We start from the raw sequence: 16,967 nt of genomic DNA on the forward strand, positions 1-16,967 counted from the left end.
CATGACTGATGTCAAGACAGTCGACGTCATCGATGCCGCTGGTGCCAAGGCCGGCTCCGTTGATCTGCCCGCCGAGGTCTTCGGTGTGCCGACCAATGTGCCCCTGATCCACCAGGTCGTCGTTGCACAGCTGGCTGCGGCCCGTCAGGGTACGCACAAGACGAAGACCCGCTCCGAAGTTCGCGGTGGCGGTCGCAAGCCCTACCGTCAGAAGGGAACCGGCAACGCCCGTCAGGGTTCGATCCGCGCTCCCCAGTACAACGGCGGTGGAATCGTGCACGGACCGGTCCCGCGCGACTACTCGCAGCGGACCCCCAAGAAGATGAAGGCCGCCGCTCTGCGCGGAGCCCTGTCGGATCGTGCACGCCTCGATCAGGTCTTCGTGATGAAGAACCTGGTCACCGGCGACGCCCCGTCGACCAAGCAGGCGAAGGCCGCACTGGCCGGTCTGTCCGAACGCAAGAACACCCTCGTGGTGCTCGATCGTGACGACGAGCTCACCTACCTGAGCGTGCGCAATCTGCCCCACGTCCACGTGCTCACCGCCGATCAGCTCAACACCTATGATGTGCTGCTCGCCGACGACATCGTGTTCACCGAGGCAGCTCTTGCCGCGTTCCTGAGCGGAAACCGCAAATCGGAGGACGCATCATGAGTCTGAACTTCAAGGACCCGCGCGACATCATCGTCGCACCGGTCGTCTCGGAGAAGACCTACAGCCTGATGGACGAAGGCAAGTACACCTTCCTCGTCGACCAGGACTCGAACAAAACCGAGATCAAGCAAGCCATTGAAACGATCTTCGATGTGCAGGTCGCCAAGGTCAACACCCTGAACCGTCAGGGCAAGCGCCGCCGCACCCGCACCGGTTGGGGAAAGCGCAAGGACACCAAGCGTGCCATTGTCGCCCTCAAGGACGGATCGATCGACATCTTCGGTGGATCGCTCTAAGCGATCCTTCGTCAAAGAAGGACAAGACTCATGGGAATCCGTAAGCACAAGCCGACGACCCCGGGCCGCCGTGGCTCGTCGGTCGCCGACTTCGTCGAAGTGACCCGGTCTACACCGGAGAAGTCGCTTCTGCGCCCGCTGCCCAAGCGCGGCGGCCGCAACAGCCAGGGACGCGTGACCACCCGCCATCAGGGCGGCGGTCACAAGCGTCAGTACCGTGTCATCGACTTCCGCCGCCATGACAAAGATGGCGTTCCGGCGAAGGTCGCACACATCGAATATGACCCGAACCGTACGGCTCGCATCGCTCTGCTGCACTATGCAGACGGAGAGAAGCGCTACATCATCGCCCCGCAGAACCTCAAGCAGGGAGCACAGGTGGAAGCCGGTCCGGGTGCAGACATCAAGCCGGGCAACAACCTTGCCCTGCGCAATATCCCAGTCGGCACCGTGGTGCACGCAGTTGAAATGCGTCCCGGTGGCGGTGCCAAGATCGCTCGCTCTGCCGGTTCGTCCGTGCAGCTCGTGGCGAAGTACGGCCGTTTCGCACAGCTGCGGATGCCTTCGGGCGAGATCCGCAACGTCGATGCGCGCTGCCGTGCGACGATCGGCGAGGTCGGCAATGCCGAGCAGTCGAACATCAGCTGGGGCAAAGCAGGCCGCATGCGTTGGAAGGGCAAGCGCCCGACCGTCCGCGGTGTCGTGATGAACCCGATCGACCACCCGCATGGTGGTGGCGAGGGCCGTACTTCGGGTGGTCGTCACCCAGTCAGCCCGTGGGGTCAGTTGGAGGGCCGCACACGCCGGCCGAACAAAGAGAGCGACAAGTACATCGTGCGCCGTCGCCGGACCGGCAAGAAGCGCTGATTGGAGTACTGACTTATGCCTCGTAGCCTCAAAAAGGGTCCTTTCGTCGACGAACACCTCTTCCAGAAGGTGGCTCGTCAGAACGAGAAGAACACCAAAAATGTCATCAAAACATGGTCTCGTCGCTCGATGATCATCCCGGACTTCCTGGGACACACCATCGCAGTACATGACGGACGCAAGCATGTCCCCGTCTTCATCACTGAGTCGATGGTCGGACACAAGCTCGGCGAGTTCGCACCGACACGGACGTTCCGTGGCCACGAAAAGGACGATCGCAAGGGTCGCCGCCGCTGAGGCGGGGCACTCTTTCGATCCTAGAGAAGAGAGAAGGAAGCGATGGAAGCCAAGGCTAAGGCGCGGTACCTGCGCGTTACGCCTCGCAAGGCTCGGCGCGTCATCGACCTCATTCGTGGTCAGCAGGCGACCGAAGCACTTGCAGTGTTGAAGTTTGCAGAACAGTCGGCATCAGATCCGATTTACAAGCTCGTGGCCTCCGGCATCGCCAATGCGCGTGTCCGGGCCGACGAGGAAGGCGTTGCGTTCGACGAGAACGAACTGGTCATCTCCGAAGCCTTCGTGGACGAGGGGCCGACCATGAAGCGGTTCCGTCCGCGTGCCCAGGGTCGCGCTTTTCGCATTGAGAAGCGCACCAGCCACGTGACAGTGGTCCTGGCCAGCGGTGACGACCTGCCTCAGCGCAAGAGCCGGAAGGGGAACCGTTAATGGGCCAGAAGATCAATCCGAATGGATTCCGACTCGGAATCACCACGGATCACAAGTCGAAGTGGTTCGCTGACTCGACCAAGCCGGGGCAGCGCTACCGCGACTACGTGCTCGAAGATGTCAAGATCCGCCAGATGATGAACACCGGCCTCGAACGGGCCGGCATCTCGAAGGTCAACATCGAGCGCACGCGTGACCGTGTCCGCGTCGACATCCACACCGCACGCCCGGGCATCGTCATCGGCCGTCGCGGAGCCGAAGCAGACCGCATCCGCGGTCAGCTCGAAAAGCTCACCGGCAAGCAGATTCAGCTCAACATCCTTGAGGTGAAGAACCCCGAGGTCGACGCTCAGCTCGTCGCCCAGGGTGTTGCCGAGCAGCTCGCCAGCCGCGTGGCCTTCCGCCGCGCGATGCGCAAGGCGATCCAGAGCGCCCAGCGCGCAGGTGCCAAGGGCATCCGCGTGCAGTGCTCGGGCCGCCTCGGCGGTGCTGAGATGAGCCGGTCCGAGTTCTACCGCGAAGGTCGTGTGCCGCTGCACACCCTGCGCGCGAACATCGACTTCGGCGTTCACGAAGCCCACACCACTTTCGGACGCATCGGCGTCAAGGTGTGGATCTACAAGGGCGACATGACCGACAAGGAGCTTGCCGCCGAGCAGGCCAAGGCTCCTGCTGCTCGTGGCCCGCGTGGCCGTGGGCGCGGTCGTGGAGGCCGCGGACGTGGTCAGGAAGGCGCACCGCGCCGTGGCGACCAGGCCCGTAATACTGAGAACAGCGCCGAAGCCCCCGCGGCTGAGGCCGGATCGGAGGGCTGAGAAATGCTGATCCCTCGTCGAGTGAAATTCCGCAAGCAGCACCACCCCAACCGGGGCGGCGCCGCCAAGGGAGGCACGACGGTGTCCTTCGGTGACTACGGCATCCAGGCTCTCGAGCCGGCTTACGTCACCAACCGTCAGATCGAGGCCGCACGTATTGCCATGACCCGCTACATCAAGCGCGGCGGCAAGGTGTGGATCAACATCTACCCTGATCACCCGCTGACGAAGAAGCCTGCCGAAACCCGCATGGGTTCCGGTAAGGGTTCGCCGGAGTGGTGGATCGCCAATGTCAAACCCGGTCGAGTCATGTTCGAACTCGGCGGTGTGTCCGAGGAAGTTGCTCGCGAGGCTCTGCGCCTGGCGATCCATAAGCTTCCGCTGAAGGCCCGTATCGTGGCCCGCGAAGGTGGTGAGTGAGAATGGCTATCGGTTCGAAGAACCTTTCCATCGACGCGCTTGACGGTTACGACAACGAGCGTCTGCAGGAAGAGCTCAAGAAGGCCAAGGCCGAGCTGTTCAACCTGCGTTTCCAGTCGGCCACCGGCCAGCTGGAGAGCCACGGTCGCCTCAAGGCCGTGCGTCGCGACATCGCTCGTATCTACACCGTGCTCAACGAACGGGAGCTGGACATCCGTCCGAACCCCGCTGATGCCAAGGAAGAGAGCAAGTGATGGCGGAGACCACGAACACCGAGTCCACTGCTGCGGAACGCAACTCCCGCAAGACCGCACGTGGCTACGTCGTATCCGACAAGATGGACAAGACCATCGTCGTCGAGGTTGAGGAGCGCATGAAGCACCGCCTCTACGGCAAGGTCATGCGCAAGTCGGTCAAGTACAAGGTTCACGACGAAGAGAACACCGCCGGCATCGGCGACCTCGTCCTCGTGGCCGAGACGCGGCCCCTTTCGGCCGCGAAGCGTTGGCGGCTCGTCGAAATCGTCGAACGCGCCAAGTAGTCAACGCCACCCCACCCACCCGGTCCCGCCCGCGGCCTCCTGCAGGCCGTGGGCGGCTACCGGGAACGGGGTGAAATGTCAATGAATCCGTTCCGCAAGGCTCGCGCTCAGGCGTGAGAACCAGCGCGACGACAGGAGAAAATAGTGATTCAGCAAGAGTCGCGACTCAAAGTCGCCGACAACACTGGCGCCAAGCAGATCCTGGCAATCAGGATCCTGGGTGGCTCCGGTCGGCGCTACGCCTCGATCGGTGACACCATCGTGGCAACCGTCAAGGATGCAATCCCTGGCGGCAATGTGAAGAAGGGTGACGTCGTCAAGGCCGTCATCGTTCGCACTGCCAAGGAACGTCGTCGTCCCGACGGCTCCTACATCAAGTTCGATGAGAATGCAGCTGTCATCCTCAAGAACGATGAGGAACCACGCGGAACCCGTATCTTCGGGCCCGTGGGACGCGAACTCCGCGACAAGAAGTTCATGAAGATCGTCTCCCTGGCACCGGAGGTGTTGTGAGCATGGCGAACAAGCTCAAGATCAAGAAGGGCGACCTCGTCCAGGTCATCGCCGGCGCTCGGCAGTCCCGTGGTGGCGATCGTGGCAAGCAGGGCAAGGTTCTTGCCGTCTACCCCGAACGCAACCGCGTCCTCGTTGAGGGCGTCAACCGCGTGATCAAGCACAAGAAGGCTACGCAGACTCAGGCCGGCGGCACCGCTGGTGGCCGTGAGACCCACGAAGCCCCCATCCACGTGTCCAACGTGGCGCTCGTTGATCCCAAGGACAACAAGCCCACCCGCGTCGGATACCGCGAAGAGAGCGTCGAGCGCGACGGTCGCACCAAGACCGTTCGAGTTCGCATCTCGCGTCGCACCGGGGAGGAGATCTGATGACGGAAACAACCACCAGCCGTCCCGCACCGCGTCTCAAGCAGATTTACCGCGAAGAGATCGTTGCGAAGCTGCAGGAAGAGTTCAACTACGCCAACCCCATGCAGGTTCCCGGACTGACCAAGGTCGTCGTGAACATGGGTGTGGGTGACGCAGCACGCGATTCCAAGATGATCGAAGGCGCGATCAACGACCTGACTCTGATCACCGGTCAGAAGCCTGTCGTGACACGTGCCCGCAAGTCCATCGCACAGTTCAAGCTGCGCGAAGGTCAGCCCATCGGCGCCCACGTCACCATGCGTGGAGCCCGGATGTGGGAGTTCATCGACCGCGTCATCACTCTGGCACTGCCGCGTATCCGCGACTTCCGCGGACTCTCGGATCGTCAGTTCGACGGAAACGGTAACTACACCTTCGGCCTCACCGAACAGTCCATGTTCCACGAGATCGATCAGGACCGGATCGACCGCGTCCGCGGTATGGATATCACCGTCGTCACCACCGCGGCAACCGACGACGAGGGACGTGCACTGCTGCGTCACCTCGGGTTCCCGTTCAAACAAAAATAATCGCTACGTTGCAGGTCCAAGCACAGTACGTGGGCGGAAACCGTAACGAGGAAGGGCAAGTGCCCAAATGACAATGACTGATCCAGTCGCAGACATGCTTACGCGTCTGCGCAACGCCAACTCGGCTTATCACGAGGACGTCAGTATGCCGTTCTCGAAGCTCAAGTCGAACATCGCCGAGATCCTCAAGACCGAGGGCTACATCACCGGCTGGAGCGTCGAAGACGCCGAAGTCGGCAAGACTCTGCTCCTGGACCTGAAGTTCGGACCCAACCGGGAACGTTCGATCGCCGGCCTGCGCCGTGTGTCGAAGCCGGGACTGCGCGTCTACGCGAAGTCCACGAACCTGCCCAAGGTTCTCGGCGGCCTCGGCATCGCCATCCTGTCGACCTCGTCAGGCCTCCTGACGGACCGTCAGGCCGCCAAGAAGGGTGTGGGTGGGGAAGTCCTCGCCTACGTCTGGTAAAGGAAGGAGAGAAGAACATGTCACGTATTGGCAAGAACCCGATCTCCGTTCCCAGCGGCGTCGAGGTCAAGGTCGACGGCCAGGATGTCGCCGTCAAGGGACCTAAGGGCGAGCTGTCCGTCACCATCGCCGAGCCGATCACCGTATCGCTCGAAGACGGTGTCATCACGGTTGCCCGTCCGGACGAAGAGCGCGAATCGCGTTCTCTGCACGGACTGTCCCGCACGCTCATCAACAACATGATCGTCGGTGTGACCGATGGCTACTCCAAGGCCCTCGAGATCGTCGGAACCGGTTACCGTGTCCTGGCCAAGGGATCGAACCTCGAGTTCGCCCTCGGCTACAGCCACCCGATCGTCGTCGAACCGCCGGAGGGAATCTCCTTCAGCGTCGACGGTCAGACCAAGGTTGCTGTCCACGGAATCGACAAGCAGCTCGTCGGTGAGACCGCTGCCAACATCCGGAAGCTGCGCAAGCCCGAGCCTTATAAGGGCAAGGGTGTGCGCTACGCCGGCGAAATCGTCCGTCGCAAGGTCGGAAAGGCTGGTAAGTAACGATGGCCTTTGGCAAGAAGGAAAGCTACGGCAAAGGCAGGGCAGCTGCTCGCAAGCGTCGTCACGCTCGACTGCGCAAGCATGTCAGCGGCACGACCGAGCGCCCTCGCCTCTCAGTGACTCGCTCCACGCGCCACGTCTTCGTCCAGGTCATCGACGACACCGTCGGCAAGACCCTGGTCTCGGCCTCCACCATGGAAGCCGACCTGCGGACATTCGAAGGCGATAAGACCGGCAAAGCCCGCAAGGTGGGCGAGCTGGTTGCTCAGCGCGCCAAGGACGCCGGAATCGATTCCGTCGTCTTCGACCGTGGAGGCAATGCCTACCACGGCCGTGTGCAGGCAATCGCCGAAGGTGCCCGTGAAGGAGGATTGGCCCTATGAGCACTGAAGAGAACAAGGAACAGCAGGCAACTGCTGAGACCCGCACCGACAACAGCGGTGACCGTTCCTCCCGTGGCCGCGGCCAGGGTGGACAGGGCGGTCAGGGTCGCGGACGCGGCGAAGGCCGTGGACGCGGTGGTCGCAACGACCGTGAAGACAAGAACCAGTTCATCGAACACGTCATCACGATCAACCGCGTGTCGAAGGTCGTCAAGGGTGGACGTCGGTTCTCCTTCACGGCTCTCGTCGTGGTCGGTGACGGCGACGGCATGGTCGGCATGGGCTACGGCAAGGCGAAGGAAGTTCCTGCCGCCATCGCCAAGGGTGTCGAGGAAGCGAAGAAGAACTTCTTCCGCGTTCCCCGCATCCAGAAGACCATTCCGCACCCTATCCAGGGCGAGGAAGCCGCAGGCGTCGTCCTGCTGCGTCCGGCCGCTCCGGGTACCGGTGTCATCGCCGGTGGACCCGTTCGTGCGGTCCTCGATGCGGCAGGCGTCCAGGACGTCCTGTCCAAGTCGCTGGGCTCGGCGAACGCGATCAACATCGTGCACGCTGCGATCGCCGCGCTGAAGGGCCTTGAGCGTCCGGAAGAGGTCGCGGCTCGCCGTGGCCTGCCCGTCGACGAAGTTGCTCCGCACGCACTGCTGCGAGCAGCTGCTGAAAGTGGGGCGAAGTCCTGATGGCAAAGCTCAAGATTACTCAGCGCAAGTCCGCAATCGGATACCGTCAGAGCCAGCGTGACACGCTGCGTTCGCTCGGTCTCAAGCGGACCAACGACGTTGTGGTGCAGGAAGATCGCCCCGAGATCCGGGGAATGATCAACGCTGTCCGCCACATCGTGACTGTGGAAGAGGTCGATTGATATGTCGAACAACGACTCGCTGAAGCTGCACGATCTGCGCCCTGCTCCCGGAGCCAAGACCGCCAAGACCCGTGTCGGTCGTGGTGAGGCTTCGAAGGGTAAGACCGCCGGACGCGGAACCAAGGGCACGAAGGCCCGCTACCAGGTTCCGCACGGCTTCGAGGGCGGCCAGACCCCGATGCACATGCGTCTGCCCAAGCTGCGTGGATTCAAGAACCCCGCCAAGGTGGAGTTCCAGGTTGTCAACCTCGACAAGCTGTCCAGCCTGTTCCCCGAGGGCGGAGACGTCACCGTCGCCGATCTCGTGGAGAAGGGCGCTGTGCGTGCAAAGCAGCCCGTCAAGGTTCTCGGCACCGGTGAGATCACCGTTGCCCTGAACATCACTGCAGACAAGTTCTCCGGCTCCGCAGCCGAGAAGATCAAGGCTGCAGGCGGAAGCACCAACGAGGCCTGATCCGTTCCACTCGGAACGGTTTCCCGGCTTCAACGCTGGTCAAGGGGGCGGTCACTTCGGTGGCCGCCCCCTTCTGCATCCCTGAACGCCGGCTGCGGTCGTCCGCATATCAGGCCGAGACCGCCAAGACGCCCTCTCGAACACCGCGTGAAACCGCTCCGATGCCATCTCAACCCCTGTCTGAGACCGCTCTGTGACCGCCTCGAACACAGGTTGCGCCGAGTCGCCGCGGGGCCTCGCCGGTTTCGGCCTGGAGGGCATACCCTGGTAGTCTTTTGCAGGTATTTGTCTCAATCGCCAGGTCGCGACCACGACTCTGACTTTTCATCCCCCAACGAGGAGGACGCTTGATCGGCGCAATCCGGAGGGCCTTCAGAACGCCCGACTTGAGGAAGAAACTCCTCTTCACCCTGGGCATTCTTGTCATCTTCCGACTCGGCTCGTTCATTCCTTCGCCTGGAATCGACTACACCAAGGTGCAGGAGTGCGTGGCTTCGCCTCAGCTCAATGAGGGCGGATTCGCCATGATCAACCTCTTCAGCGGCGGCGCGCTGCTGCAGCTGTCGATCTTCGCCCTGGGCATCATGCCGTATATCACCGCGAGCATCATCGTCCAGCTGCTGCGAGTGGTCATTCCTCGCTTCGAAGCCCTCCATAAGGAAGGTGCCTCTGGCCAGGCGAAGCTGACTCAGTACACTCGCTACCTCACCATCGGCCTCGCGATCCTCAACTCGACGACCCTCGTGGCGACCGTGCGCTCCGGTGCACTGTTCGGCGACGTCCAGAACTGCCAGGATCTCATCGCCAACGACACTTGGTGGGGCATTGCCGTCCTCGTCCTCACACTGACCGCGGGAACCGGCCTGATCATGTGGCTGGGCGAGCAGATCACCGAACACGGTGTGGGCAACGGAATGTCGCTGCTCATCTTCACGTCCGTCGCTTCTGCCTTCCCGTCCTCGCTCGGCGCGATCTTCCGCGAGCAGGGTGTCGACATCTTCATCATCGTCATGGCCGTCGGACTCGTCCTCATCGCCCTCGTCGTCTTCGTCGAGCAGTCGCAGCGCAGGATCCCCGTCCAGTACGCCAAGCGCATGGTGGGACGTCGGATGTTCGGCGGAACGTCAACCTACATCCCGATCAAGGTGAATATGGCCGGTGTCATCCCCGTCATCTTCGCCTCCTCGGTGCTCTACCTGCCGAGTCTGATCTCGCAGTTCTTCGATCCCGAATCCAAGGCAGTCGAATGGATCAACACCTACTTCACCCGCGGTGACCATCCTCTCTACATCACCGTGTATGCGCTGCTGACGATCTTCTTCGCCTACTTCTACGTAGCGATCACCTTCAACCCTGAAGAGGTTGCGGACAATATGAAGAAGTACGGCGGCTTCATCCCGGGTATCCGTGCCGGTCGCCCGACCGCCGAGTACCTCAGCTACGTACTCAGCCGCATCAACTTCCCCGGCTCGCTCTACCTGGCTTTCGTCGCCCTCATTCCGCTGATCGCTCTGGTTCTCATCAACGCCAACCAGAACTTCCCGTTCGGCGGCACCTCACTGCTGATCGTCGTCGGCGTCGGCCTCGAAACGGTCAAGCAGATCGACGCGCAGATGCAGCAGCGCCACTACGAGGGTCTGCTGCGCTGATTCGACCCGACGCTGACGTTCAGCGGACATTCCATTGGAAGGACACCTTATGAGTTCACGCATCATCCTGATCGGCCCTCCCGGAGCCGGCAAGGGCACCCAGGCCGCACGCCTGTCCGAGGCGCTCGGCGTCCCGGCCATCTCGACCGGAGACATCTTCCGGGCGAATGTGAAGGGTGAGACCGAACTGGGCAAGCTGGCCAAGCGCTACATGGATGCCGGCGAGTACGTGCCCGACGAGGTCACGAACTCGATGGTCGCAGATCGACTGGCACAGGATGACGCAGCCGAAGGCTTCCTCCTCGATGGATATCCTCGCACCAGCGCCCAGGTCGACGAACTCGACAGGATCCTCGCTGCAGAGGATAAGGCGATCGAGCACGTGGTCGAGCTCACCGCCGACACCGACGAGGTCGTCGCTCGTCTCCTCGCGCGTGCTCAGACCGAGGGCCGCAGCGACGACAGCGAAGACGTCATCCGCCATCGCCTCGACGTCTACGAAGAGCAGACCCAACCGCTGACCGATATCTACCGCAGCCGCGGTCTGCTTCGCCAGGTCGACGGACTCGGCGAAGTCAACGACATCACCGAGCGCATCCTCTCGACCATTCGATGATCTTCGGACCACGTATCGAGCTGAAGACTCCCGCAGAGCTTGAGCTCATGCATCGGGCCGGGCAGCTGACAGCAGAAGTGCTCTCAGCGGCCCGGTCCGCGGCCGTTCCCGGAGCCACCACCGCCGAGGTGGACGCCGCTGCGGAAGCCGTCATCGACGCCGCCAGCGCCCGCTCGAACTTCAAGGGCTATCAGGGATTCCCTGCAGTCGTGTGCATTTCCGTGAACGAGGAGATCGTCCACGGCATCCCGGGATCCCGTGTCCTCAACGCCGGGGACATCGTGTCGATCGACGGCGGCGCCGTCGTCGACGGCTTCCACGGGGACTCGGCGCTGACGATGATCGTCGGCGGCGACGAAGCAGGCACTGCATCCGACCGTGAGCTGTCCTCTGCCACCGAGGCGGCTATGTGGGCAGGCATCGCGGCATTCGCGACCGGTACGAAGGTCAGCGACATCGGCGACGCCATCGATGACTTCGTCTCCGAATCATTCCCCCACCTGGGCCTCGTCGAGGAATTCACCGGACACGGAATCGGCACCTCCATGCATATGGCGCCTGAGGTCCTCAACTACCGTGCACGCTCGAACGGCCCGAAGATCAAGCCCGGAATGTGCTTGGCGATCGAGCCGATGCTCACCACGGGAGGTGCGGACACGCGCACTCTCGCCGACGACTGGACTGTCGTGACGGCGGATGGGTCACGGGCGAGCCACTGGGAACACAGCGTGGCCCGCCATGACGGGGGAGTCTGGGTACTCACAGCCGCCGACGGGGGAGCGGCCGGGCTGGCGCCGTTCGGAATCACTCCCGTGGCTCCGAAAGACGCCTGAGGGGAGAACTCAGGCGGCCGGCATCTGCTTTCTCAGGGCAGACCTGCCGACGAAGTAGACTGCGGCGAAGGTTCCGGACGCCGCCATCAGTGCGAGTGCGAACATCCACGTGGCCGTCTCGGCGATGGTGAATCCGAAGATCTGGAATGCGCAGAAGGCGATGAAAGCCGTGATCGCTCCCGCCAGCAGTCCGGAGGTGCGGGCCGTCTGGTAGGCGCGCTGATCCAGTGTGTGCTTCTCGTCATCCATGTCGTGGCTCCTCGTCGCTTGGCTGCGATCTCGGTCCTGTCGGCACCGATCCTTGTGTCTTCACGGTAGAATCCGGCCATGACGAGTGTCCACAATGTCCCGAAACGTCGGACAGATGTGGGCGATCGGTATCGGATGACGCGGATCGCCTTCGACGTGGTCTCCGTTTTCGGGTGCCTGCAAGCCAGTGGACTGCCGGGACCCGTCATCGTCAGCGTGCTGCGTGAACACGGGTATTCCTCCTCGAGCGTTCACAATCAGCTTGTACGAATGGTCCAACGAGGCATCATCAGCAGCGAACGAATCGGGCGGGTCTCCATCTACCGTCTGAGCGAACACATCCTCTCAGATTTCGGTGACATCGCAGGCGATCACGTCTTCCCCGACTATGCGGGGCGCTTCCACACCATCGTGTATTCGGTTCCGGAAGCTGAACGCGGACTGCGCGACCGACTGCAGTACATTGCGCGGAGCTTGGGATACAGACAGCTGAGACCGGGAATCCTCATCGGCTTCGCAGACCAGTCCAGACTGCTCTCGAAGAGACTGCCCCACATCCCTGTTCCCGGCTGGTCAGAGGCCGGAGTGCTGACCCCCGACTCCCTCGCGGCGGCACGCAGGATGACGACTCGGGCATTCGAACTCGACGCCGCTCTCGCCCAGCTGCCGCCTCTGGAAGAGCGCATGAACGCATTGAGTTCGGGGGGTTCGGCACCCGGCACGGGTTGCGCAGGGCTGAGCCTGGGAAGCTTCTTCGATGTGTACTACGACGTCGCCCGTGCGGTGATGACCCACCCGCTGCTGCCGGAAACTCTCGTCGACGGGACTCAGCCGGCCGTGCGGTTCCGTGCGCTGATGCGACAGTGCAATCTCGAATACTATCTGCGCTTCGATCAGCTGATCCGCGAGTGCGCGGGAGCAAGCTCATCCTTCGAACTCATCGAATGGCTGCCCGAAGACTGATCAGTGTCGGGTGTGGAGGCCATCGGACATGTCGGTCAGAGGGCCCAGGGCATGGTGGTCAGAGTATCCGGGCGATCCTCTTGGCCGCCTCGGTGAGCAAGGGTCGGGGGAGTGCGAAGTTGAAGCGGATATGTCCGGCCCCGACCTGTCCGCAGAGTCGGCCCTCGGTCACGGCCACCTCGGCGCGGGATCGGATGTGATCGGACAGGTTCGACTCCAGTCCATAGCCGCGCAGATCCAGCCAGGCCAGATAGGTGCCTTCCGGCTCGATGTAGGCGGCACCCGGCAGCAGTGACCCGACGAGATCGGTGAAGTGGTCGCGGTTGCCTTTGAGGTAGCCGGTGACTTCGCTCAGCCAGTCATTCCCACGCGTGTACGCGGCGGTGGTGGCGAGTATCCCCGGGTTCGACGCGGCTCCGGAGACGAACTGTCCCCTTTTCGCCCAGACCTCACGGTCGCTGGGGGAGGTGAGGATGAGCTGGGCACATTTGAGGCCGGGGATGTTGAAGGCCTTCGACGCGGCTGTCGCGGTAGCGGTGTGGGCGGCGGTGGCCTCGGTGAGAGTGGCATAGGGAATGTGCCGCGCGGGGGCGTAGACGACCGGTGCATGGATCTCATCGGAGAACACCCGGGCACCGGCCTTCTCCACGACGTCGGCGAGGGCCAGCAGTTCGGCCTCGGTGCAGACCTTGCCGATCGGGTTGTGCGGATTGCACAGGACGAACGTGGCTCCGGGAGTGAGGGCAGAGGCGATGGCATCGAGGTCGAATGACCAGCCGGACTCCGATCGCAGCATCGGGACTTCGATGAGCTCGCGGCCGGTCACTCGCGCGACATCGAAGAACGGCATATAAGCCGGTGTCGGCAGCACGATCGGAGTGTCCGGTGGGGTGAGGTGGGTGAGGACGCCGAGGAACGCGGCCAGCACATCACTGGCCGGTTCGATGTGACCGACGGGGATCCGCCACCCGTAGTGCTCGGAGCAGAAACGCGAGGTCGATGTTCTCAAGTCAGCGGTCAGGTCGGCGGGAGCATAGCCGTAGAGGTCACGATCGTCGATGGTCTGCAGCGACTGCCGCACCGCGGGAGCCACCCCGAAGTCCATCTCGGCGATGAAGGCGCCGATGGAGCCGGGGAAGGACGACCACTTGCGGCCGCCCTTCGCGACAAGGGACTCCTCGGTGATGGCATCGAAATCGGACATCTCTGTACTCCTCTTCGGGGACTGCGTCGGGTGCGGTTCTCACGCTAGCAGTCGGGGCGGCCGAGGTGCGGTCCATTCGTCGTCAGGGGACATGGGAACGGTGCGCCGCCTCGGCGAAGATGGGATTGTAAGGGACTTCACGCTCAGAAGCGAACACCGTGTGGAAGATTCTTTCTCCGTAGTGTAGGGTTGATGATTGGTCTGTTCTCATTCAACTCACCCTTTTTCAGATGTGGGCGGCTTCTGCCATCCACTTCTTTTATGTGGTGACGAGGACTGCAGACCGAGGGGTCACCGGCATTGAGTCGGTGATACACGATTACGTCGAACGCGAAGGTTTCGCGGGAATACGAGGTTAGCGAACGATATGGCCAAAAAAGAAGGGGTCATTGAGATCGAAGGCACCGTTGTCGAGGCTCTGCCGAACGCATCGTTTCGGGTTGAGCTGAGCAACGGGCACAAGGTGCTCGCACATATCTCCGGAAAGATGCGTCAGCACTATATCCGCATCCTTCCCGAGGACCGGGTCATTGTGGAGCTGTCTCCATACGATCTCTCGCGCGGACGAATCGTTTACCGCTACAAGTAAGGATCTTCGATCATTCGCGTCCTGTCCGGCCGGGCAGGGACCGAAAGAAGGAAAAACGATGAAGGTTAAGCCCAGCGTCAAGAAGATCTGCGAGAACTGCCAGATTACCCGCCGTCACGGCCGGGTCATCGTCATCTGCTCCAACCCGCGCCACAAGCAGCGCCAGGGCTGAGCAGCTCGTTTCGAGCAGATCGAGGCTCCACAGCGGAGCCTCAGCAGCACCACACCCGCGCAAACCTCGCCATCTGCGTTCGGAGCCATGAGAAGTGAGAGCTTCCGGGGAACTGACACAGGACGATACCTCCGGTCGGGGGCCGGAGACCTTGGGAGACCAAGGACAGGTTTGCATCAGCACCTCCGAAACAACAACAGGAGACAGTACCCATGGCACGACTTGCCGGAGTCGACATCCCGCGTGAAAAGCGCGTGGAAGTCGCCTTGACTTACATCTATGGTGTGGGCCGCACCCGTGCGCGCCAGACCCTGACCGAAACGGGAATCAGCCCTGATACCCGTGTGAAGGACTTGAGCGACGCAGAGCTCGTCCAGCTGCGTGACTACATCGAGGGCACATTCCAGGTTGAGGGTGACCTCCGTCGTGAGGTGGCCGCCGATATCCGCCGCAAGGTCGAAATCGGAAGCTATGAAGGCCTGCGTCACCGCCGCGGTCTGCCGGTTCGCGGTCAGCGGACCAAGACGAACGCGCGTACCCGCAAGGGACCGAAGCGCACCGTGGCCGGTAAGAAGAAGTAACACGCTCACTCGGTTGGCTGAGGCCAACCACCTCGATCAGGAGTAGGACATATGCCTCCCAAGTCACGCGCCGCTACAGTGCGCAAGCCTCGCCGCAAGCTGAAGAAGAATATCGTTGCCGGCCAGGCCCACATCAAATCAACCTTCAACAACACCATCGTGTCGATCACTGATCCGACCGGTGCTGTCATCTCCTGGGCCTCCTCAGGTGAGATCGGCTTCAAGGGTTCGCGCAAGTCGACCCCGTACGCCGCTCAGATGGCTGCTGAATCGGCTGCTCGCCGGGCGCAGGAACACGGCCTGAAGAAGGTCGACGTGTTCGTCAAGGGACCGGGCTCGGGCCGCGAGACCGCCATCCGTTCGCTGCAGGCCGCCGGCCTGGAACTGGGAACCATCCAGGATGTCACTCCCGTTCCGTTCAACGGCTGCCGTCCCCCCAAGCGCCGCCGCGGCTGATCCTTCCGTGGAACTGCAACGGATGACGGGTGAGATCCCGACATCGGTCGCAGAACGGATTCCCAGATAACCCGAACCGTTCTTCATGGCCTTTAAGGCCATGACGTGCAGTGCGAACGTCATATAGCGGATGTTCGCTGAAAGGAAGCCCACGTGCTCATTGCACAGCGCCCAACGCTCACGGAAGAAGTCGTCTCCGATAACCGCTCACGGTTCGCCATCGAACCGCTCGAGCCCGGATTCGGCTACACCCTCGGCAACTCGCTTCGCCGGACCCTGCTGTCCTCGATCCCTGGTGCCGCCGTCACGTCCATCCGGATCGACGGAGTGCTCCACGAGTTCAGCACCGTGCCGGGAGTCAAAGAGGATGTCACAGAATTCATCCTCAACCTGAAGTCCCTGGTCGTATCGTCCGAATTCGACGAACCGGTCGTCGCCTACCTGCGCAAGCAGGGACCTGGCACCGTGACCGCTGCCGATGTCTCTGCTCCTGCCGGGGTCGAGATCCACAATCCGGACCTGCACATCGCCACACTGAATGGTGAGGGTCGTCTGGACATGGAACTGACCATCGAACGTGGACGCGGATACGTTTCGAGCGCTCAGAACAAGAACGCGGATGCAGAGATCGGCCGGATTCCGGTCGATTCGATCTACTCCCCGGTTCTCAAGGTCACCTACAAGGTCGAAGCCACGCGTGTCGAACAGCGCACCGACTTCGATCGTCTGGTCCTCGACGTCGAAACCAAGCCCTCGATGACCCCGCGCGATGCCATCGCATCTGCGGGCAAGACCCTGGTCGAACTCTTCGGCCTGGCTCGAGAGCTCAACGTCGAAGCTGAAGGTATCGAGATCGGACCCTCGCCTGTGGACGCGGCACTCGCCGCCGACCTGGCGCTGGCGATCGAAGATCTCGACCTGACCGTGCGCTCCTACAACTGCCTCAAGCGCGAAGGCATCCACACCGTCGGCGAACTCGTTGCTCGCAGCGAAGCCGACCTGATGGATATCCGCAACTTTGGTTCGAAGTCGATCGACGAGGTCAAGGCGAAGCTCAACGAGCTCGGCCTGAGCCTCAAGGACAGTCCTGCCGGGTTCGAAGCCGGTCTCGTTGATGAGGACCAGTCCTACGTCGAAGACGAACAGTACTGATTAAGACCTAG

29 protein-coding genes are annotated in these 16,967 nt (G+C 62.3%); 27 read left to right on the forward strand and 2 right to left on the reverse strand.

Annotated features, from left to right (window positions below):
• Position 1: 1 nt before the first annotated feature.
• From rplD to map, 21 genes are all read left to right on the forward strand, one after another.
• Positions 2–655 carry a 50S ribosomal protein L4 gene (gene rplD, locus KTJ89_RS07150; RefSeq protein WP_139468553.1) on the forward strand — a complete coding sequence of 218 codons (654 nt, stop codon included), beginning with the start codon at positions 2–4 and terminating at the stop codon, positions 653–655.
• On the forward strand, positions 652–951 hold the full coding sequence (gene rplW / locus KTJ89_RS07155; RefSeq protein ID WP_025777929.1) for a 50S ribosomal protein L23: 300 nt from the start codon (positions 652–654) through the stop codon (positions 949–951). The genes rplD and rplW overlap by 4 nt, the downstream gene beginning before the upstream one ends.
• Before the next feature lie 30 nt (positions 952–981).
• Entirely contained in the window at positions 982–1,818 is an 837-nt protein-coding gene (rplB, locus tag KTJ89_RS07160; protein ID WP_025777928.1) for a 50S ribosomal protein L2, read from the forward strand.
• Positions 1,819–1,833: 15 nt separating this feature from the next.
• Positions 1,834–2,115 carry a 30S ribosomal protein S19 gene (gene rpsS / locus KTJ89_RS07165; protein WP_025777927.1) on the forward strand — a complete coding sequence of 94 codons (282 nt, stop codon included), beginning with the start codon at positions 1,834–1,836 and terminating at the stop codon, positions 2,113–2,115.
• Between the two features lie 42 nt (positions 2,116–2,157).
• Positions 2,158–2,544: a 50S ribosomal protein L22 gene (rplV, locus tag KTJ89_RS07170; protein WP_025777926.1), complete on the forward strand. Its 387-nt coding sequence runs from the start codon at positions 2,158–2,160 to the stop codon at positions 2,542–2,544.
• On the forward strand, positions 2,544–3,359 hold the full coding sequence (gene rpsC / locus KTJ89_RS07175; protein ID WP_139468552.1) for a 30S ribosomal protein S3: 816 nt from the start codon (positions 2,544–2,546) through the stop codon (positions 3,357–3,359). Before rplV ends, rpsC begins: the two co-directional genes overlap by 1 nt.
• A 3-nt stretch (positions 3,360–3,362) precedes the next feature.
• Positions 3,363–3,779, forward strand: a complete 417-nt coding sequence (gene rplP / locus KTJ89_RS07180; RefSeq protein ID WP_025777924.1) for a 50S ribosomal protein L16 — start codon at positions 3,363–3,365, stop codon at positions 3,777–3,779.
• A gap of 2 nt (positions 3,780–3,781) precedes the next feature.
• The gene (gene rpmC / locus KTJ89_RS07185) at positions 3,782–4,033 is read left to right on the forward strand and encodes a 50S ribosomal protein L29 (protein ID WP_025777923.1); all 252 of its coding nucleotides are present in this window, start codon (positions 3,782–3,784) and stop codon (positions 4,031–4,033) included.
• Positions 4,033–4,320: a 30S ribosomal protein S17 gene (gene rpsQ, locus KTJ89_RS07190; RefSeq protein WP_139468551.1), complete on the forward strand. Its 288-nt coding sequence runs from the start codon at positions 4,033–4,035 to the stop codon at positions 4,318–4,320. The genes rpmC and rpsQ overlap by 1 nt, the downstream gene beginning before the upstream one ends.
• Before the next feature lie 144 nt (positions 4,321–4,464).
• Positions 4,465–4,833, forward strand: a complete 369-nt coding sequence (gene rplN / locus KTJ89_RS07195) for a 50S ribosomal protein L14 (protein ID WP_025777921.1) — start codon at positions 4,465–4,467, stop codon at positions 4,831–4,833.
• Between the two features lie 2 nt (positions 4,834–4,835).
• Positions 4,836–5,204 carry a 50S ribosomal protein L24 gene (rplX, locus tag KTJ89_RS07200; RefSeq protein ID WP_139468550.1) on the forward strand — a complete coding sequence of 123 codons (369 nt, stop codon included), beginning with the start codon at positions 4,836–4,838 and terminating at the stop codon, positions 5,202–5,204.
• Complete coding sequence (rplE, locus tag KTJ89_RS07205; protein ID WP_039206325.1) at positions 5,204–5,773, forward strand: 50S ribosomal protein L5; 570 nt, start codon at positions 5,204–5,206, stop codon at positions 5,771–5,773. The genes rplX and rplE overlap by 1 nt, the downstream gene beginning before the upstream one ends.
• A 67-nt stretch (positions 5,774–5,840) precedes the next feature.
• A complete protein-coding gene (rpsH, locus tag KTJ89_RS07210; protein ID WP_025777918.1) occupies positions 5,841–6,239 on the forward strand; it encodes a 30S ribosomal protein S8 in 399 nt (132 codons plus the stop codon).
• Between the two features lie 17 nt (positions 6,240–6,256).
• A complete protein-coding gene (gene rplF / locus KTJ89_RS07215) occupies positions 6,257–6,793 on the forward strand; it encodes a 50S ribosomal protein L6 (protein WP_025777917.1) in 537 nt (178 codons plus the stop codon).
• Positions 6,794–6,795: 2 nt separating this feature from the next.
• Complete coding sequence (gene rplR / locus KTJ89_RS07220; protein WP_092015640.1) at positions 6,796–7,176, forward strand: 50S ribosomal protein L18; 381 nt, start codon at positions 6,796–6,798, stop codon at positions 7,174–7,176.
• Complete coding sequence (rpsE, locus tag KTJ89_RS07225; RefSeq protein ID WP_216657189.1) at positions 7,173–7,856, forward strand: 30S ribosomal protein S5; 684 nt, start codon at positions 7,173–7,175, stop codon at positions 7,854–7,856. The genes rplR and rpsE overlap by 4 nt, the downstream gene beginning before the upstream one ends.
• A complete protein-coding gene (gene rpmD / locus KTJ89_RS07230) occupies positions 7,856–8,038 on the forward strand; it encodes a 50S ribosomal protein L30 (RefSeq protein ID WP_025777914.1) in 183 nt (60 codons plus the stop codon). Before rpsE ends, rpmD begins: the two co-directional genes overlap by 1 nt.
• Before the next feature lies 1 nt (position 8,039).
• Positions 8,040–8,492: a 50S ribosomal protein L15 gene (gene rplO / locus KTJ89_RS07235; protein ID WP_101546948.1), complete on the forward strand. Its 453-nt coding sequence runs from the start codon at positions 8,040–8,042 to the stop codon at positions 8,490–8,492.
• A gap of 347 nt (positions 8,493–8,839) precedes the next feature.
• Positions 8,840–10,141, forward strand: a complete 1,302-nt coding sequence (gene secY, locus KTJ89_RS07240) for a preprotein translocase subunit SecY (protein WP_139468549.1) — start codon at positions 8,840–8,842, stop codon at positions 10,139–10,141.
• Positions 10,142–10,190: 49 nt separating this feature from the next.
• Positions 10,191–10,757 (forward strand): adenylate kinase, encoded by a 567-nt coding sequence (locus KTJ89_RS07245; RefSeq protein WP_139468548.1) that lies wholly within the window; start codon positions 10,191–10,193, stop codon positions 10,755–10,757.
• Positions 10,754–11,590 (forward strand): type I methionyl aminopeptidase, encoded by an 837-nt coding sequence (map, locus tag KTJ89_RS07250; RefSeq protein ID WP_259357211.1) that lies wholly within the window; start codon positions 10,754–10,756, stop codon positions 11,588–11,590. Before KTJ89_RS07245 ends, map begins: the two co-directional genes overlap by 4 nt.
• A gap of 9 nt (positions 11,591–11,599) precedes the next feature.
• Here map and KTJ89_RS07255 read toward each other — a convergent pair whose 3' ends face one another.
• Positions 11,600–11,839, reverse strand: coding sequence for a hypothetical protein (locus tag KTJ89_RS07255; protein WP_139468546.1), 240 nt, complete (start codon positions 11,837–11,839; stop codon positions 11,600–11,602).
• Between the two features lie 78 nt (positions 11,840–11,917).
• Between KTJ89_RS07255 and KTJ89_RS07260 the strand changes: the two genes are divergently transcribed.
• Positions 11,918–12,802 carry a PaaX family transcriptional regulator gene (locus KTJ89_RS07260; RefSeq protein WP_259357212.1) on the forward strand — a complete coding sequence of 295 codons (885 nt, stop codon included), beginning with the start codon at positions 11,918–11,920 and terminating at the stop codon, positions 12,800–12,802.
• 58 nt (positions 12,803–12,860) lie between these two features.
• On the opposite strand, the gene KTJ89_RS07265 is transcribed toward KTJ89_RS07260, so the two are convergent.
• A complete protein-coding gene (locus tag KTJ89_RS07265) occupies positions 12,861–14,006 on the reverse strand; it encodes a MalY/PatB family protein (RefSeq protein WP_259357213.1) in 1,146 nt (381 codons plus the stop codon).
• A gap of 367 nt (positions 14,007–14,373) precedes the next feature.
• Here KTJ89_RS07265 and infA point away from each other — a divergent pair, with 367 nt between their 5' ends.
• The 5 genes from infA (at position 14,374) to KTJ89_RS07290 (ending at position 16,956) form a co-directional block, all read left to right on the forward strand.
• A complete protein-coding gene (gene infA, locus KTJ89_RS07270) occupies positions 14,374–14,595 on the forward strand; it encodes a translation initiation factor IF-1 (RefSeq protein ID WP_009379245.1) in 222 nt (73 codons plus the stop codon).
• 58 nt (positions 14,596–14,653) lie between these two features.
• A complete protein-coding gene (gene rpmJ / locus KTJ89_RS07275) occupies positions 14,654–14,767 on the forward strand; it encodes a 50S ribosomal protein L36 (RefSeq protein WP_009884960.1) in 114 nt (37 codons plus the stop codon).
• 212 nt (positions 14,768–14,979) lie between these two features.
• Positions 14,980–15,348: a 30S ribosomal protein S13 gene (rpsM, locus tag KTJ89_RS07280; RefSeq protein ID WP_025777905.1), complete on the forward strand. Its 369-nt coding sequence runs from the start codon at positions 14,980–14,982 to the stop codon at positions 15,346–15,348.
• 51 nt (positions 15,349–15,399) lie between these two features.
• A complete protein-coding gene (gene rpsK / locus KTJ89_RS07285) occupies positions 15,400–15,804 on the forward strand; it encodes a 30S ribosomal protein S11 (RefSeq protein ID WP_025777904.1) in 405 nt (134 codons plus the stop codon).
• 153 nt (positions 15,805–15,957) lie between these two features.
• Positions 15,958–16,956, forward strand: coding sequence for a DNA-directed RNA polymerase subunit alpha (locus KTJ89_RS07290; RefSeq protein ID WP_025777903.1), 999 nt, complete (start codon positions 15,958–15,960; stop codon positions 16,954–16,956).
• The last annotated feature ends 11 nt before the right edge of the window (positions 16,957–16,967 follow it).

It is taken from the genome of Brevibacterium sediminis, from assembly GCF_024895295.1.
GTDB lineage: Bacteria > Actinomycetota > Actinomycetes > Actinomycetales > Brevibacteriaceae > Brevibacterium > Brevibacterium sediminis.

What these genes read in the sequence shown, in the direction of transcription:
- KTJ89_RS07265 (WP_259357213.1), bottom strand. Translation starts at nt 14,006, where the DNA reads ATGTCCGATTTCGATGCCATCACCGAGGAGTCCCTTGTCGCGAAGGGC.
- rplR (WP_092015640.1), top strand. Translation starts at nt 6,796, where the DNA reads ATGGCCTTTGGCAAGAAGGAAAGCTACGGCAAAGGCAGGGCAGCTGCT.
- map (WP_259357211.1), top strand. Translation starts at nt 10,754, where the DNA reads ATGATCTTCGGACCACGTATCGAGCTGAAGACTCCCGCAGAGCTTGAG.
- rpmC (WP_025777923.1), top strand. Translation starts at nt 3,782, where the DNA reads ATGGCTATCGGTTCGAAGAACCTTTCCATCGACGCGCTTGACGGTTAC.
- rpsQ (WP_139468551.1), top strand. Translation starts at nt 4,033, where the DNA reads ATGGCGGAGACCACGAACACCGAGTCCACTGCTGCGGAACGCAACTCC.
- rplO (WP_101546948.1), top strand. Translation starts at nt 8,040, where the DNA reads ATGTCGAACAACGACTCGCTGAAGCTGCACGATCTGCGCCCTGCTCCC.
- infA (WP_009379245.1), top strand. Translation starts at nt 14,374, where the DNA reads ATGGCCAAAAAAGAAGGGGTCATTGAGATCGAAGGCACCGTTGTCGAG.
- rplF (WP_025777917.1), top strand. Translation starts at nt 6,257, where the DNA reads ATGTCACGTATTGGCAAGAACCCGATCTCCGTTCCCAGCGGCGTCGAG.
- rpsM (WP_025777905.1), top strand. Translation starts at nt 14,980, where the DNA reads ATGGCACGACTTGCCGGAGTCGACATCCCGCGTGAAAAGCGCGTGGAA.
- rplW (WP_025777929.1), top strand. Translation starts at nt 652, where the DNA reads ATGAGTCTGAACTTCAAGGACCCGCGCGACATCATCGTCGCACCGGTC.
- rplE (WP_039206325.1), top strand. Translation starts at nt 5,204, where the DNA reads ATGACGGAAACAACCACCAGCCGTCCCGCACCGCGTCTCAAGCAGATT.
- rpsE (WP_216657189.1), top strand. Translation starts at nt 7,173, where the DNA reads ATGAGCACTGAAGAGAACAAGGAACAGCAGGCAACTGCTGAGACCCGC.
- rpmD (WP_025777914.1), top strand. Translation starts at nt 7,856, where the DNA reads ATGGCAAAGCTCAAGATTACTCAGCGCAAGTCCGCAATCGGATACCGT.
- rplD (WP_139468553.1), top strand. Translation starts at nt 2, where the DNA reads ATGACTGATGTCAAGACAGTCGACGTCATCGATGCCGCTGGTGCCAAG.
- KTJ89_RS07260 (WP_259357212.1), top strand. Translation starts at nt 11,918, where the DNA reads ATGACGAGTGTCCACAATGTCCCGAAACGTCGGACAGATGTGGGCGAT.
- KTJ89_RS07255 (WP_139468546.1), bottom strand. Translation starts at nt 11,839, where the DNA reads ATGGATGACGAGAAGCACACACTGGATCAGCGCGCCTACCAGACGGCC.
- rplV (WP_025777926.1), top strand. Translation starts at nt 2,158, where the DNA reads ATGGAAGCCAAGGCTAAGGCGCGGTACCTGCGCGTTACGCCTCGCAAG.
- rpsH (WP_025777918.1), top strand. Translation starts at nt 5,841, where the DNA reads ATGACAATGACTGATCCAGTCGCAGACATGCTTACGCGTCTGCGCAAC.
- rplP (WP_025777924.1), top strand. Translation starts at nt 3,363, where the DNA reads ATGCTGATCCCTCGTCGAGTGAAATTCCGCAAGCAGCACCACCCCAAC.
- rpsC (WP_139468552.1), top strand. Translation starts at nt 2,544, where the DNA reads ATGGGCCAGAAGATCAATCCGAATGGATTCCGACTCGGAATCACCACG.
- KTJ89_RS07245 (WP_139468548.1), top strand. Translation starts at nt 10,191, where the DNA reads ATGAGTTCACGCATCATCCTGATCGGCCCTCCCGGAGCCGGCAAGGGC.
- rpsK (WP_025777904.1), top strand. Translation starts at nt 15,400, where the DNA reads ATGCCTCCCAAGTCACGCGCCGCTACAGTGCGCAAGCCTCGCCGCAAG.
- rplB (WP_025777928.1), top strand. Translation starts at nt 982, where the DNA reads ATGGGAATCCGTAAGCACAAGCCGACGACCCCGGGCCGCCGTGGCTCG.
- rpmJ (WP_009884960.1), top strand. Translation starts at nt 14,654, where the DNA reads ATGAAGGTTAAGCCCAGCGTCAAGAAGATCTGCGAGAACTGCCAGATT.
- rplX (WP_139468550.1), top strand. Translation starts at nt 4,836, where the DNA reads ATGGCGAACAAGCTCAAGATCAAGAAGGGCGACCTCGTCCAGGTCATC.
- rpsS (WP_025777927.1), top strand. Translation starts at nt 1,834, where the DNA reads ATGCCTCGTAGCCTCAAAAAGGGTCCTTTCGTCGACGAACACCTCTTC.